The sequence below is a fragment of the Labilibaculum sp. DW002 genome (assembly GCF_029029525.1).
GTDB classification, from domain to species: domain Bacteria; phylum Bacteroidota; class Bacteroidia; order Bacteroidales; family Marinifilaceae; genus Paralabilibaculum; species Paralabilibaculum antarcticum.
Map to the genome: position 1 here is coordinate 109893 of NZ_JAKJSC010000007.1, position 15970 is coordinate 125862.

14 protein-coding genes are annotated in these 15970 nt (G+C 34.7%); 4 read left to right on the forward strand and 10 right to left on the reverse strand.

Features of this window, described 5'->3' with window-relative positions; translation table 11 throughout:
* Positions 1 to 548: 548 nt before the first annotated feature.
* Positions 549 to 3671 carry a PAS domain S-box protein gene (locus L3049_RS18790; protein WP_275111369.1) on the reverse strand — a complete coding sequence of 1041 codons (3123 nt, stop codon included), beginning with the start codon at positions 3669 to 3671 and terminating at the stop codon, positions 549 to 551.
* 205 nt (positions 3672 to 3876) lie between these two features.
* Between L3049_RS18790 and L3049_RS18795 the strand changes: the two genes are divergently transcribed.
* Positions 3877 to 4026: a PspC domain-containing protein gene (locus L3049_RS18795; protein ID WP_275111370.1), complete on the forward strand. Its 150-nt coding sequence runs from the start codon at positions 3877 to 3879 to the stop codon at positions 4024 to 4026.
* 895 nt (positions 4027 to 4921) lie between these two features.
* On the opposite strand, the gene L3049_RS18800 is transcribed toward L3049_RS18795, so the two are convergent.
* The gene (locus L3049_RS18800) at positions 4922 to 5815 is read right to left on the reverse strand and encodes an AraC family transcriptional regulator (RefSeq protein WP_275111371.1); all 894 of its coding nucleotides are present in this window, start codon (positions 5813 to 5815) and stop codon (positions 4922 to 4924) included.
* 98 nt (positions 5816 to 5913) lie between these two features.
* On the opposite strand from L3049_RS18800, the gene L3049_RS18805 reads away from it, so the two are divergent.
* From L3049_RS18805 to L3049_RS18815, 3 genes are all read left to right on the forward strand, one after another.
* The gene (locus L3049_RS18805; protein WP_275111372.1) at positions 5914 to 6918 is read left to right on the forward strand and encodes a uroporphyrinogen decarboxylase family protein; all 1005 of its coding nucleotides are present in this window, start codon (positions 5914 to 5916) and stop codon (positions 6916 to 6918) included.
* A gap of 106 nt (positions 6919 to 7024) precedes the next feature.
* Complete coding sequence (locus tag L3049_RS18810) at positions 7025 to 9499, forward strand: glycoside hydrolase family 2 TIM barrel-domain containing protein (RefSeq protein ID WP_275111373.1); 2475 nt, start codon at positions 7025 to 7027, stop codon at positions 9497 to 9499.
* Positions 9500 to 9530: 31 nt separating this feature from the next.
* Positions 9531 to 10199: a corrinoid protein gene (locus L3049_RS18815; RefSeq protein ID WP_275111374.1), complete on the forward strand. Its 669-nt coding sequence runs from the start codon at positions 9531 to 9533 to the stop codon at positions 10197 to 10199.
* 110 nt (positions 10200 to 10309) lie between these two features.
* Here the strand turns inward: L3049_RS18815 and L3049_RS18820 are convergent, their stop codons facing one another.
* The 8 genes from L3049_RS18820 to L3049_RS18855 form a co-directional block, all read right to left on the reverse strand.
* Positions 10310 to 10639 (reverse strand): hypothetical protein, encoded by a 330-nt coding sequence (locus L3049_RS18820; RefSeq protein WP_275111375.1) that lies wholly within the window; start codon positions 10637 to 10639, stop codon positions 10310 to 10312.
* A gap of 65 nt (positions 10640 to 10704) precedes the next feature.
* A complete protein-coding gene (locus L3049_RS18825; RefSeq protein ID WP_275111376.1) occupies positions 10705 to 11070 on the reverse strand; it encodes a hypothetical protein in 366 nt (121 codons plus the stop codon).
* 83 nt (positions 11071 to 11153) lie between these two features.
* A complete protein-coding gene (locus tag L3049_RS18830) occupies positions 11154 to 11915 on the reverse strand; it encodes an RDD family protein (protein ID WP_275111377.1) in 762 nt (253 codons plus the stop codon).
* A 28-nt stretch (positions 11916 to 11943) separates the two neighbouring features.
* Complete coding sequence (locus L3049_RS18835) at positions 11944 to 12786, reverse strand: hypothetical protein (RefSeq protein WP_275111378.1); 843 nt, start codon at positions 12784 to 12786, stop codon at positions 11944 to 11946.
* Positions 12787 to 12929: 143 nt separating this feature from the next.
* Positions 12930 to 13100 (reverse strand): hypothetical protein, encoded by a 171-nt coding sequence (locus tag L3049_RS18840; protein ID WP_275111379.1) that lies wholly within the window; start codon positions 13098 to 13100, stop codon positions 12930 to 12932.
* A 101-nt stretch (positions 13101 to 13201) separates the two neighbouring features.
* Positions 13202 to 13369, reverse strand: a complete 168-nt coding sequence (locus tag L3049_RS18845; protein ID WP_275111380.1) for a hypothetical protein — start codon at positions 13367 to 13369, stop codon at positions 13202 to 13204.
* A gap of 25 nt (positions 13370 to 13394) precedes the next feature.
* Complete coding sequence (locus tag L3049_RS18850; protein ID WP_275111381.1) at positions 13395 to 13622, reverse strand: hypothetical protein; 228 nt, start codon at positions 13620 to 13622, stop codon at positions 13395 to 13397.
* 785 nt (positions 13623 to 14407) lie between these two features.
* Positions 14408 to 15856, reverse strand: a complete 1449-nt coding sequence (locus L3049_RS18855) for a sodium:solute symporter family protein (RefSeq protein WP_275111382.1) — start codon at positions 15854 to 15856, stop codon at positions 14408 to 14410.
* Positions 15857 to 15970 lie beyond the last annotated feature (114 nt).

Below are 15970 nucleotides of genomic sequence, written 5' to 3' on the forward strand. Positions count from 1 at the left end.
TCGGACGGACTTTTACTTTTTATTCATTCATAATTTTAACGGGCATTCATGATCTCACTTCGATCGGTACATTGATTAAAAGTAAACAAAAATCTAGGAGAGAGCCCTCGGTGACCCATTACGGCTCAATGATGAAAAGAAATAATAGTGTAGTTCGTTCCTCACTCCACAGGATTTCTTTTTTGTCATCATTTTCACCTATGGGTTCCCCACCTGCGTTACTTATTCCATCCTAGCTTGAAAGGATCGTGCATCTTATTAATTTGTGTTCTTCGGGATATCCTTCGTTTATCTTGGTGGTTAAACTTTTCTCTGTGTTACTCAGTGCTCTCTGTGGTGGTATTTTTGGTATTAAAACACTGTCAGGACTTTCAGACTCTGACAGGTTTTTCTTTATTGCGACTTAGCTTTGTGTTCTTCGGGATATCCTTTGTTTACCTTTGTGGTTAAATTTTTTCTCTGTGTAGCTCAGTGTACTCTGTGGTGATTGTTTTTAATGGATCGCGCGATTAATATCTTTTGATTGCCTGAGTGGATAAGTTTTTTTTTTATTTGATGATGTATTGTGTAATCAAAGTATACAATTCTTCCTTTTTTATTGGTTTTGCAATAAAAGCATCGCACCCACTTTCTAAAGCCAATCTTTTTTCAGATTCGGTAGAATATGCCGTTTGAGCAATAATTGGTAGTTTGGGTATTTTCGACTTGATCTTTTTGGAAGCTTCGTGCCCATTCATTATTGGCATTTTAATGTCCATTAGTATTAGGTCGATATTTTTATTGTTTAGGCAAATGTCGATGGCTTCTTGTCCATTTTTTGCATGAATTACAGTATAGTTATTTATCTCATTTTCTTCTAATAAGGCTTCTAAATAGAGGAAATTCACTTCTTCATCTTCTGCAATAAGTATATTGTAATTGTGTTCTGATTGATTTGCCACTGTATTCTCTTTTGAATCACCTTCTTTTATTGAATTGGCAGGTTTGTAAGGAATGTTAATATAAAATGTAGAGCCTTTATTTTTGTCTGAGTCTAAGTCTATGTGACCACCTAAAAGGGAGGTGTTTTCTTCTGCAATAGCAAGCCCAAGCCCTAATCCTCCAATTTTTTTGGATAGTTCTTTGTTTTCCTGAGAGAAACGCTCAAAAATCAATTGATGATTTTCAGGAGAAATACCAATTCCAGTATCTTTTACATATATTACCAGCATTGCCTTGTCGATATAATAACCGAATTCAATAAATCCCTCGAGTGTATATTTTAAAGAATTTTCCAGTAAATTGCTTATCACTTTATTCAGTTTTGTTTTATCTGTGGTAATGTAACTTTTGTTATCGCGCAATTCTTTCTTAATGTATAAAGGAATATTTCGTTCGTTCAATTTTAAGCTAAATATGGAGAATAATTCCATTAAGAAATCGTTAAGGCAAAATTCTGTTTCATCAATACCTACTTGTTCAGTTTCTAAGGTTGATATTTCCAATATGTCATCAATTGTCCTGAGAAGTTGATGACTACAGTTTTGAACTATTCTAGAGTAGTAATTTCGTTTTTCAGGAGTTAAGTCCTGGTTTGTTAGCATGTCGGAGAATCCCATAATTCCATTCATGGGAGTACGAATTTCGTGCGACATATTGTGTAAAAATTCAGTTTTTAAGCGATTCGAATCTTCCGCTCTATTTTTGGCTACAAGCAATTCCTTTTCGTAGTTTTTTAAAGGAGTAATATCTGTAATAAAACCTTCTAAATGTGAAGGTTTGTTATTGCTCATTTCCATAAAACCTTTTTCCCAAACCCACTTTTCCTCTCCTTTTTTACACGTAATTTTATATTCTAGGGTAAAAGGCATTTTGTTTACAATAGCTTCACTTACAATCTTATCTACATGTTCTCTATAATCTTCATGGATAATTTGATTCCAGCTTATTACATTGTTATTTTTTATATCGTTTACCTCATAGCCAGTTAACTCCTTAACTCCCTTGCTTATAAATAGCATTGTCCAATTTTTATCATTTTTGCATTGGTATGCTACTCCTTTCAGGTTGCCCAATAAATTTTTTAATTTTCTCTCTTTCTCTTCCGAATCTTTTTTAGCAACAGATAATTCTTGTTTCGTTTTTCTTTTTTGGGTAATGTCTTTAGCTGTAACAATAAACATTGAAATATCACCATTTTGATCTCTTCTAACCGCAATTGATGCATCAACCCATATGTAATTGCCATCCTTTTTACGAAGCCTTTTTTCAATATTGTAATTGCTAATTTCTCCATTTTGAATTTTATTGAAGAAAGGTAATTCTATTTCTAAATCATCAGGGTGGGAAATGTCCGTAAAATTTAAGGACTGGTATTCCTTGCGCGAGTAACCAAGCATTGTAAGAAATTCCTTATTTACATCCAATTGATGTCCGGTACTATTGGCAAGAGCTATGCCAATTTTTGCAGAGTTAAATACACCCTTAAACTTTTCTTCGCTTTCGTTAATTGCAATTTTGGCTTCCTTTTCTTCAGTAATATCAATAGAGGTTGTAGGGTAAATCTCATTGCCATTTTCATCATAGTCAAGACGGGCATACATATTAATATCGTACAGGCTTCCATCCTTTCTTTTTGCTTTAAATTCTCCTATGAAGAACCCATTTTTTTTGAGTTCGTTGATCACTATGTTAGGCATGTTTGGATCGTGACAATGGTCAACAGGCGAGGTGCCAATTATTTCTGAAATGCTATCATAACCAGACATTTCTACGTAAGCTTGATTTACGTATATAAATTTACCTTCGTGGTTTATAATGTCAAAAGCATTCAATGAATGATCAATAGCTCGATTGAACATTTTTAATTTATTTTGAGCTTCTCTATCCTTCGTAATGTCTTTAATTGTGCAATAAGCATGAGTAAATTTACCTTTTTCATTAAAACCTAAGAATCCTTCAAATGAAACATATATAAAATTGCCGTCTTTTTTCTTAATTCTATATTGTTCATTTTCTAAAAACCCTTGCTTCTTAAGTGCTAACAGATTTTTTTTGAAAAGTTCAATACTGTCAGGATGTAAAAAATCTCCAAAGTAGTTGCCAATGACTTGTTTTTTGTTGTAGCCTGTAGTTTTTAACCATTCAGGATTAACATCAGTGATATAGCCATTATTGTCGAGTACTTGAAATGAAAGTGGGGCATTCAGCACCATACTCTTGTATTTTTTTTGAACTTGTATGGCTTTGTTTTTCTCTTTTTTTAAATTATTCTCGCTTACTTTTAATGCAGTAATATCTTGGTGGGCACCAAGCATACGAGTAGGGATATTGTTGTTGTCTCTAATAGCTATACCACGACAGCGTATCCAAATTGTCGATTTATTTTTATGCTTGTATCGTACTATTTGGTCGTATGGATTCTCTGGATCTTTTAAGTGTTTGTGGAAATTATCGGTTGCACGTTTTAGATCGTCCTGATTTATTATATCCTGCCAAGCACTTGATTGATGTGGCATTTTTTCAGGATTATATCCTAATACCTGCCAAAATTTTGGACTCATCCATTCATTTTCAGGATGCTCTAAATCCCAATACCAGATTCCATCTAATGAACCCTCTTGTATAAAATCAAAAATGCGTTCATCCTTTTTGATTAATTCATAAAGCTCATTTTTTAAATAATGCACCATATTAATTGCTTTTACACAATTTACAAAAAAAAACAGGATAGGGAGGATTTTTTTAAATATATATATGTATATAATTCATTTATTGATGAAGGTGTTTCATTATGAAAGGATTACATGTCTGAACCCATAGATTGACTCTTATTAATTTGTTACGCTTTCGAAAAAATTCTTATTTTCATGTATTGTTGAATTTAATTGATAAAATATGATTTTAGGTGTATCAGGTTGGCTTGGTAACAAACTGGGTTGGAGCGTAACGATTATTAGAATTGCATTTGTTGTAGGTGTGTTGTTTTTTGGAGTAGGATTAGGATTGTATTTAATCTTGTGGTTGGTAAAAATGTTCTCAAAATAAAAACCATATAATTTCTTGAATGTGGTTATCAAAATTTAAATAATCAAAAAAAAGACATTATTTAATAGTGTCTTTTTTTGTAGTATTTATTAATAGTAATCTTTAAGTACTTAATTTCTTTCTCTTTGTTACTCAGTGCCTCTGTGGTGATTGTTTTTAAGGTATTGTGTAGTCATTTCCTTGTGTTCTTGGTGATATCTTTCGTTTACCTTTGTGGTTAAATTTTTTCTCTGTGTTGCTCGATGCCCCCGTGGTGATTGTTTTTAATGGATCATGCAATTATTTCCTTTGAGTTTTTTGTGATAGTCCTAGAGGGATTTCATGTTTATAGCAGGTGAAGGTGATAGAAGATTTGACCCCGCTGGATTCTTATTTTTTTTCTCTGTGCCACTCCATGCCTCTGTGGCAAAAACTTTTGTTAGATTCTGACTATAAGTAAGCTGTGTATGTCAGATTCTGACTCGACTCTAGGCTTTGAATTTTAGATTTATATTGAGAATTGTCTTGTGTTTTTTGCTTTGTCCTCAAGTCGGACGGACTTTTACTTTTCCATTGATGAAAAGTAAACAAAAATCTAGGAGAGAGTCCTCGGTGACCCATTACGGATTAATGATGAAAAGAAATAATAGTATAGCTCGTTCCTCACTCTACAGAATTTCTTTTTTATCATCATTTTCACCTATGGGTTCCCCACCTGCGTTGCTCATTCCATAGTAGCTTGAATGGATAGTACAATTAATTTCCTTTTTTTCTCAGTGTTACTTTGTGCTCTCAGTGGTGATGATTTTTATCGTTTATAATTCTTGTGGTAGGTTATCGCTCTTTAATTGAGTTTTTTTCTTTGTGTTAGTTCGTGATATCTTTCGTTTACCTTGGTGGTTAAATTTTTTTATTATTAGTTGTTCAGCACTTTCTTTCGGAGTTCGTTGGGTGATTTTCCGGTAAGTTGCTTGAATTTTTGGTTGAAGTAAACAATAGAGGTGTAGCCACATTCGTAGCCAATTTCTTTGATGGACATCTGTGTGTTGCAAATTAATTTCTGTGCCAAATTAATGCGCATGTAATTAAGGTAAACCGAGAAGGTAACATTGGTTTGTTTCTTAAAAAATCTGCAAAAAGAGGAGGGAGTCATGTTCAAGCGTTCCGCACAGGCCTTAATATCAATTTCCGATTTAAAATTCTGCATAATGTAATGGTGCACTTCTCTCATTTTATCAGATTTGAAGCTAAATTCTCTGTTGGCATAATTGGTAGAGGCCAATTCTTCGAAATTGCTTAGCTGAATTTTATCCAAAACCCGTATGAGTGTCAACAGCTGCTCTATTGGTTTCTGATTTACCATTGCTAGAAGATCTGCTGCAATCTCTTCTTTTTGTGTGCCTCTTATTTTAATGCCTCTTTCGGCTTTTTGTAGAATTGTTCTTACCGATTGTAATTCAGGAATATCGATGAACTGCGTTCCAAAAACACTTTTACGAAACTGCACATAAATCGATTCACAAGTGTCCTCATTGTCTTTCTTTGTGAAATGTGGATCGGAAATCCAGGCATGAGGCAGGTTTGCTCCAAGTAAGACCAAATCTCCCTCGGTAAATTCTTCGAAATGATCTCCAACCATGCGAGTGCCATATCCTTTTGTAATGAGTAATAGCTCAAATTCAGGATGATAGTGCCAAGGCCTTGCGAAAAATGAATCTCTGTATTTTCCCACTTTAAAGGATGATTTCTCAGCTACAGCAACATTTTCCAGCTCAACAGAAAGTAGTCTATTTTCTCTTTTTTCGTTCATGATGACAATATAGCTAAACTATTGGCAAAATAGAATAAATATTTACGCACTCGTTAGCGTAGATTTGCTTGTACTAATAAACCCTAAAAATCAGAACAATGACAAAAAGAGAAATCATTAAATGCGTATTGGATGGAAATAAACCTCCTTATGTGCCGTGGTCGTTTAAGTTTACCGAAGAACCAAAAGAAATGCTTCAGGCACATTATGGTGTTGAAGATTTAGATGTACCTCTTGGAAATCATATTTTGAATTTGGGTAGCGACATTGGCTTTTTTGAGGAAGTAGGACCCGATTTGCATCAGGATGTTTTTGGCGTTGTTTGGGATCGTTCTATTGATAAAGATATAGGAATGCCAGTTGAGGTATTAATTAAGGAACCTTCAATGGAAGGTGTGGTTTTTCCAGATCCTCTTGATCCTCGCTTTTTTGCGAATATTGAGCCAGAAATTGAGAAAAAGCCAGATATGTTCCGGTTGTTTCAAATTGGTTTTAGTTTGTACGAACGTGCATGGACATTGAGAGGAATCGAAAATCTGTTAATGGATTTTATGATGTATCCTGATTTTGTACATGAATTATTTACAAAAATTGCTGATTACAACATTGCTCAAATGAAAAAAGCAATGGAGTATGATATTGATGCCATTTATTTTGGTGATGATTGGGGACAGCAAAGCGGTCTTATTTTTGGATATGATATGTGGAAAGAGTTCGTATATCCACAATTGAAAAGAATGTACAGCTACGCTCGCGAAAATGGTAAATATGTAATGATTCACTCTTGTGGTGATGTGGATGAATTGTTCCCTGATTTGGTAGAATTGGGCTTGAATAGTTTTAATCCTTTTCAGCCAGAGGTAATGGATATTTACACCATATTACCAGAATATCGTGGTCGTTTAGCATTTCACGGAGGGTTATCGATGCAGAAGATTCTTCCTTTTGGAACTGTTGAAGATGTTGAGAACGAATCCAAAAGATTACTTGAATTAGGTAAAGATGGTGGCTATATTTTCTCTCCATCTCACTCGGTAGAAAGTGATACTTCAAAAGAGAATATTATGAAGTTTATTGAAATGGCACAAGCTCAGTTGAAATAAGAGATAGAATGAAATAATCCTAAGAATTTAATTGTCTATTGGTAAAGGTATGACGATTAAGTTCTTAGGTATAACTCAATATCAGTAATAAGAAAATTACCTGTAGATGAAAAAAATAAGCCTCGTTCTTGTTTGCTTTTTTATAATTGTTTCCTCGCTTAAAGCGGATAATGTAAGAAGTGTAAAAGACTTTAATTTTGATTGGAAATTTAATTTAGGTGATACGCCAAAGGCAAAGTCAACTGATTTTAATGATCAGGATTGGAGAGAATTGAAATTACCGCACGATTGGAGTATAGAACAGTCTTATACCACAGAAAATACTGCTGGTTCTACCGGATTTCTTCCAACAGGAATTGGTTGGTATCGAAAAACATTCAGCATCGATGCAAGTCAGCAAAACAAATTGTTTCACATCGAATTCGATGGTATTTTTAGCAATGCCGAAGTATGGATCAACGGGCATTATTTAGGCAAAAGACCTTATGGTTACAGCGCTTTTACCTACGAGTTGACCAAGTATTTAAACTTTGGAGGAGAGAATGTGATTGCTGTAAAAGCAGACAACGCCAATTATGCCAATTCTCGTTGGTATACAGGTTCGGGTATCTACCGAAATGTACGATTGGTAAGTACATCGAAAATTTATGTGCCACAGTTCGGAGCTTGGGTAGAAACACCACAGGTAAGCCAAAAACAGGCCAAAGTAAAAGTAAGTTCGATTGTAAAAAATACTTTTGGCAAAGCCCAAAAGCTAAAATTGAAAGTAGCCATTAAAGACAAATCAGGTAAACTGATTGCAAGTGGTTCAAAGAAATTAACGGTTGCAGCTGTTGATACTTCATCAATTAGCTTGACAATTGCCAATCCTGAGCTTTGGAATTTAGAGCAAACCAATCAGTATACAGCAGAGGTGCAGGTGTTTGCAGGCAAAGAGCTAAAAGATAAATACGATGTAGATTTTGGAATTCGTAGTGTCCGTTTCGATGCGAACAAAGGATTCTTTTTAAATGAGAAGAACATCAAGTTAAAAGGAGTTTGCTTGCATCACGATGCAGGAGCTGTTGGTGGTATCTTTATCCGTGACGTATGGAAACGAAGACTTGAAAACCTAAAAGACATCGGCGTTAATGCCATTCGCATGTCTCATAATCCTGCAGATCCTGGCTTGCTAAAATTGTGCGACGAAATGGGTTTTGTGGTAATTAACGAAGCATTGGATGAGTGGCGACGCAATAAAAACAAGTGGATTACCAGTCGTTTTGCAAAAGACATGCGTCCAGAATTGATCACCGGCTACGGCGATATTTATGAGGAATGGGCAGAGCGCGATGTGAAAGACATGGTTCGTAACTCTCGAAATCATCCATCCATTATTATGTGGAGCATGGGGAACGAAATAGAATGGACTTATTCCTATTACTATAAAATGGAGAAAAGCAATCAGGGCTTGGGAAATCAGGTGTTGATGGAAGAAACCGGAGACGGTAAAGATGAGTTGAAAGAAACAGCCGAAGAAATTGAGAAATGGATTAAAGAAATAGATCCAAATCGTTTGGTAACAACAGGTGGTGTATTGCCAAGAGCAGGAAACATTACGGGTTATTTTGATGTGCCAGATGTAATGGGTTACAACTACAGAGCCGACGATTACGATACCGATCACAAGAATTATCCGAATAGAATAATTTATGGTTCGGAAAATTGGGGAACCTACCAGGAGTGGAAAGACGCAGTAGATCGCGAGTTTATTTCAGGGATTTTTATTTGGACAGGTATTGCCTATTTGGGTGAATCGGGACCTTATCCCTGGAAAGGTTTAGATATTTCTTTACTTGATTTTTGTGGCTACTACACACCTAGAGGACATTTCTTTAAAACACTTTGGAGTGATAAACCATATACTTATTTGGCAACCAAGCATGCTAAAAAAGCACAATGGATTCAAAAAGGAGACAAGTGGATTGATAACCGTGTTACAGGTTGGTTAGACAAATGGTTGTTTGAAGATGTAGAGCAAACTTGGAATTACGAAACTGGCGATTCGGTATTTGTAGAGGTGTATTCGAATGCACCGCAAGTAGAACTGTTTATCAATCAGAAGAGCTATGGTGTAAAAAATCCTGATGATTTTGAGGATCACATTGTAAAATACCTTGTGCCTTATGCCGAAGGAGAAATTAAAGCTGTTGGCTTAAACGAATCGAAAAAGGAGAGTGAGTACCAAATAAAAACAGCGAAGTGGGTTTCGAAATTAGTCCTGAAAGCCGACAGAACAGATATGAAAGCCAATGGTTACGATGTGGTTCATGTACAAGCTTACATACAAACAAAATCTGGCGAACTGGTTCCCGATAAAGAGATGCAAATCGAGTTTGATGTTGAAGGAGAAGGCGTAAATATTGGTGTTGACAATGGTTGGGATCGAAATGTACAAAAGCACAAATCGAATTATATTGTTACCCACAAGGGACGAGCGATGTTGTTGGTTCAAAGTACACGCAAGGCTGGAGCTATAAAAATATCAGCACGTGCGGGAGAAATGAAATCGAATCAGATCGAAATAAAAACAGAATTATAGCCAAATGCCAAATGCCAAAAATTCGACTAAAATGAGCGAACTATTGAATCAAATTGCAGCTTGTATTGTATCGGGTAAAATCAACCGGAATTCAGCTTATCCACCAGCCATGAAAAATCAGGATGGTGCAGATGAACTCTGCAAAAAAGCGCTTGATCAAGGAATCGCTGCTGGAGAAATTCTAGAGAAAGCCTTGATGCTTGGAATGGAAAAGGTTGGTATTAAATTTCGTGAGAACAAGATTTTTGTTCCTCAGGTTTTAATGAGTGCCAAAGCAATGAGTGCGGCAATGAATCATTTAAAACCCTATTTCTGTAAGGGAAATGCCAACCGTAAAGGAGTGTTGATTATAGGAACAGTGGAAGGCGATTTACATGATGTTGGAAAGAATTTGGTGGCGACTATAGTAGAAGGAAATGGATATGAAGTGGTCGATTTGGGAACAGATGTAAATGCTGAAATGTTTCTTGAAGCTGCCGAGAAATATCCTGGTAGTATCATTGGATTATCAGCATTGTTAACCACAACTATGGAGAACATGCAGAACATTGTAAAATCGATAAAAAGTAGCAATGCAGCCTTGAAAGTATGTGTTGGAGGTGCGCCTGTTAATCAAGATTTTTGTGAAGAGATTGGTGCCGACAGCTATAATTCCGATCCACAAGGAATGGTAGAATACCTAAATTCACTTGCTTCATAGAGAATTAATAGGCTTGATGCTTTTGACAATAAATTAGGACTGAAGAAATAAAAGAAAGGATCTTGAACTACGCAAGATCCTTTTCTGTTTTTGTAATTTTTACGCTAGTATTAGGCACTTTGTTGAGCCTTTGTTTTTTCCTGAATTAGCAGTAGCAATCCAATTGCAAATAGAATGGAACCAATAAACGATATCGGAGTAGAGATCATCAAGAAATCAATAGTTCTAGAATACATATCCATGTTGGCCTGTTGCATTAAAATGGGAACTGCAATGCTATTAAATAGAAACGCCAATAGGTTTGTGATTGCTCCAATTAGCAGTAATATTCCACTTGCACTTTTCCTATGGTTTAAATTGATGAAGCAGGCTACAATAATTATTATTTGAGGAATTAAAAATAACAAATTCGGTATTATACTTATTAATGAGCTTTCCATTTTTAGAATTGTTCGTTATTGATTTGTAATTATTGGTTTTCTATGATTATTATTCATTCTTGCACTTAGAAATCGTATTTGTCAAACTCAATATACTCTACACCATTATTTGTGAAAGTGATTTCCAAGTACCTGATTTGTTCAGATCCAGAATCATCTGTTGTATCCACTTTTCTGAAATAACTTTCATCCGTTTTTGAAAATAAGCTAAAGCCTGATGTATAAAAAGTAAAGAAGGGCATAAGAGGTACGGCATACTTTAATTTCTCAGTAGTATTTAATTTAGATATGTCAACAACTTCGATTTCCTGATCGGAGTAATATTCATCAATTAACCTGTCTATAGCCTGTAAGCTCTGAATTTTTGTGTAAAGCATATAAAGTAAAAATGCACATACTGTTAGGATAAACAGAATTCCGATAATGTCCATTGCTTTTCGAATTGTAAGGGGTTAATATTGTTTTCTGTTTCTTAATAGATTTCTTACCTGTTTACTTACACAATAAATGAATATTAATTATTCATTTCAATTAATTCCCAATCATGGTTTGGTTCCTTTGTTAGGTGCGCACTAACACATACATCCTTATCATTTCCTTTAACTGTAATTTCAAGTTGCGCATCGCCAAAGCCGTTTGTAATGTTAATGTTTCCAGTTGGAATCATTCCATAGCCTGTTATTCCTCCAGTTTCACTTCGTATTTCTTCGTTTAACTCAATATTCTGTATGGTTATTTTGTAAGCGCTTGAACTTTTAATCGCAGAACTAACAAAGAGGGTAATGAAAAGAAAGAAAGAGATTCCAATGCCCGATAAAATTAAGATCTTTGGAAGTAGTAAATGCTTGTTTGGGTTTCTGACTACGATGGTATCTGCAGCTAGATCTCCTAGTCTTTTTTTAGATTTGCTTATAGCCAATACAATAAATTCTACAAACCAAAAAACAAGTAATAAATTCCGAAGTATTAAGCGCCAAAAAGAAGGTGTATTGTTTGGATCAATAGCATCTCGAACCATTATGCCCATAATCAATCTGCCTGCACTGATTCCCTTAACTGAATCTTTAGTAAGATACAAGAGAATTAGGGGAAGCATTGCATACATTATTGTACCTCCAATTTTAACCATATTTCCTTCGTCCATAAAATTAGGACCAAGAGCTAAAAATATAATTGAAGTCATTAAAAATGAGAGTAAGAAATGATCAATTAAAAAGGCTGCAATACGTCTTTTTCGACTTGATAGCTCTAGTTTGTTTTCTACTATTTCGTTCATAATTGGACTTTGTTTTTTGGGTTTTCAGTTATTGTTTTTTGATACTTCCTTCTAGTTTCTTTTGTAGCTGAGAGTGGATTTCTTTGCTTATAATCTCCGAAAGTTCACCAGATTTATAATTGAATAATCGCAATGTTTTAGGCTCTTTTGAAGATTTGTATTTGCCATCCTCATTGTAATCAATGCCAAATTGAATCAAAATATTTTTGCTCTCATGTACAAATTTATAAGCTATTATATCTGCATTTTTGATACCAACCTCCTTTAGCTTTTGCTCTGATATCGAGTACATATATAGTTTTTTTAGGTCGTTGGCATTAATAAGTCCATCCTTATACGAATCTGAAGTGGCCGCTGTAAAGACAATAAAAACATCATCATTAAAATACTTCGTGTCAAGTTTTTCGAAATTTATTCTATCCTCAAAAAGCTTGTTTAGGTTCCCATTTTTCGCATCGTAAATTAAGAGGTTGTTGTACGAACCGTAATAACTTCTCTTTCGGTATTTCTTTCCAGAACTAAAACTTCCCTCGTGCACATCAAGTAGGCCTAAAACGGCATCATCTTCTATGCCTTCTGGATTATTCAATGTTTTTTGTGATACAGGAATCATGTAAATCAGATTAAGTGTATCAACAAGTTGTGGAATTTGATAGGAAATAATTTGCTGTCTTTTATTTTTCTTTTGAAGCAGCTCAATTTTCTCATCAGATAAAATGCCATCCTGACCGCTATTTCTAAAACTCGAAGCTATTTCCAATCCAACAAAATACAGTATTGAAATTAAACCAAATAAGGCCATAAGAGCTACAATTGTGCCCAAAACAGCAAGTAGTTTTTGATTGTATTTTTTGACTTTCTCGATGTTCATAGGATATTGGGTTTTATTGAAGTTTCGATTTGTATGTGGCTTGCTTGTCTGAACTTATAGACTCTGGTTTGTAACGAATTTATCGGCACGAACCATTCCAAGCTAATATTTCATTAGCTTGGAATAATGTTTTCACTTCCCAGTTAAACTCTTTTTTTAGTGAAAAAGCTAAGTATATTAATAACAAATCCAATTGGGATTAATACTCCTGCTATAAGGTACATTCGATTAGATTCAGGATAATTAACCATTAAAAATAAAGATGCTGCTAAAAGTAATAGGCTAAGAATGTAAAATAGATTGTTCGTTTTCATAGGGTTTTAATTTTTTATGTGAAAGCTAAGTTTTCAAATGTTGAAGGTCCAAATGATCATCGTTAATGATTTCATATTAGTATGTCTTAAATAGGTTGGGTTTAATAGCCCTTGTTCTTTTTTTCTGTTTTGGCTATTTTTTCTTCGATCATTTTTAGTTTCTGATCTAATGATTCTAAGCCTTTTGTGTTTTCGTTAAAACCATTTTTAAGAACAACAATTATTCCTCCTAAAAAGGCTACAATTACAATTAGTGATATTAAATCCATATTTTTTCATCTAAGTTTAATCAATTTATCCTAACGCTTCAAAACTTTTAATCTTCAGATACACCATTCTTGCAATAGCTAGAGTCAATACTATTTTAAGCATGTTTCTGAGTGCCAAACCTACGGCATAGCCTAGGTCGTAAGCGGCAGTATTGGTTTCTCCGAAAGGCATATCGAATGCTGTGAAAACAACAGAAAGCAAAAAGATGCAAAATAGCATCAGGAAAATTCGGAGTGGTTTATTGTTTGTCATTTTTAGTTTTTTAATTATTCGAAATCGCTTCAGCTTATATTCTTTACAAAACACCTTTTTATATTTTATATGTCAAGAAGATATGTGTCTATAAATTGGTATTCGAATATAATCATAAAAAATAAATGGGCCTTTGTTTATGAGAGAAATATTGCTTTTTGTAGTTGTTTTTTTATTTGTTTAGATGTGCTTATTCTGGATGGCTTTATTTGGTAGGAGAAATTGTTTGGTGTTTTCTTTATCTCTTACATGGATCTGAATATAAGGGTTGTGGTATAGTTTTATTACTTAAGTAGGAGTTTTTTCCTTTTGAAGTAAAAAAGTCTACTTAACTCATAAATATTTATAGGATGTAAATTGCTGTTAAAGATCATCAAAGAATGACATTTACTATAATTCAATGATAATTTAAGCACATTCATTATTTTATTACCCTGGCGGTGGTGTGATAGAAGTACTTTGGGATTTTCAATCTCTGCCTTACGAAACTTTGGATTAGACTCTGAATGGTTTTACTTACTGTTTTATATTTATAATCCTGACAGCGTCTTTTTAGGCTTGTAAGCGTTTATGTATCTGCCTAAGCAATTCTCATATTTCTATGAGAATTTTAATTCTTTAGATTTTGATATTTTTCTCTCTGTTGCTTTGCGTGGCTGTGGGAGAATTTATAGTTTAAACGCTGTCAGGTTTTTCAGACTCTGACAGGTTTATTTTCCTTTGTGTTCTTCGTGAAATCCTTTGTTTACCTTGGTGGTTAAATTTTTCTCTGTGTAGCTTGATGCTTACAACATCCCAGCTTTCTCAATAAATGCTTCTGCTTTTTCAGTCTCTGGTTTTGTAAGCAAACTAACCCCAATAAAGATTAAGGCAGAAGCAATCATCCCGAAAAGGGCTTGTTGTACCGATGCAATTTCCCAAACTGTTGGTAGCTTTACACCTAATGCTATAAGTAGGTTGTAGGTAGAAAAAAGCAGTCCGAATATAATGGATGCAAAAGCTCCTTTTGAGTTGCCTGCTTTCCAAATAAAGGCTAAAATAAGCGGTACAAATGCTCCTGTGGCCAAAAAGTCTGATCCGATCCAAGCGATTCGTAGAATAGAACGTATTTCAAGACTAATGAGCAGGCCTAGCAATGCAATAATTAGAGTTGAGATTTTACCTGCCCACACCATTTGTTTCGAATTGGCGAGTGGTCTAAATCTATTTTTGAAAATATCAACGCTAAGTACCAAAGCTCCTGTATTTATCATCGAATCCATGGTTGACATGATTGCGGAGCACAAGCCAACAAACATAAGAGCAGCTAGGCCAACTGGCATGTATTGAATGATCATTGCAGGAACGATACCACCTTCAGGAACCGAATCGAATAGTCCAAGGCTTAAAACACCTGTTAGAGTAACAATAAGGTATAAGGGAATAAAAACCACAAAGGCTAAGGACATCATCTTTTTTGCATCTCCGGGTGTTTTCGTAGCCGAAATTCTTTGCCAGATATTGGCTTGTATCATCCATGAGCAACCAAAGGTAATAATGAACACAAGATTGTTCGAGATGTTATGAAAAAAGGAAAAGAACTCTGGCTTGTTATTCTTAAGCGCTATTTCTTGAACTTTTTCGAAACCACCGGAATGATTGTAGGCGAAAACAAAGAGTACTATGGCTGCGATCAGTAGAAATACAAATTGAATGATATCAGTAATCACTACACCCTTAAATCCACCAAAAAAGGAGTAGAGTAATACAATGCTAGTTCCTACTAATGCGGCAAGTTTATAATCGATATCGAAAAAGGATTGAAAGAAATTTCCAATAACGACTGCTTGAGTCGCCACACCCAAAATCATGAAAATTAGGATTAAAAGGGAGAGGAGGAAGGCAACTTTTTTATCGTAACGTTCTTCCATCAACTGTGGTTGGGTAATGCTACCAATTTTTCGAATGGCTTTCGAGAAGATATACATCAGAAATGTTGAGAACAGTACTGGCATTCCGTAAATCCAAAATGAACTGATTCCTTGATTAAATCCATGATCGACCAAATCAATTGCTGATCCGCCACCCCACCATGAGGCAATAAAGGTTATCGAGAGTGCCCAAAAGGGGAGTTGTCTGCCAGCTAAAAAATAATCCTCAGTGTTTTTACTTGCTTTCGATCGAAGAACAGTGATCATGATTCCTGTAAAATACAGGGCAAGCAAGACCAAGGAGATATATTGAAGTTGATTCATTTTGGATGTTTCATTTGTTAATTTTCAAAGCTAAGTATTAAAAGTAAGATTTACTTGATGATTAATTAATACAAAAATGCCGATTTGAAGGCTAAATTACACGGAATTATTTCT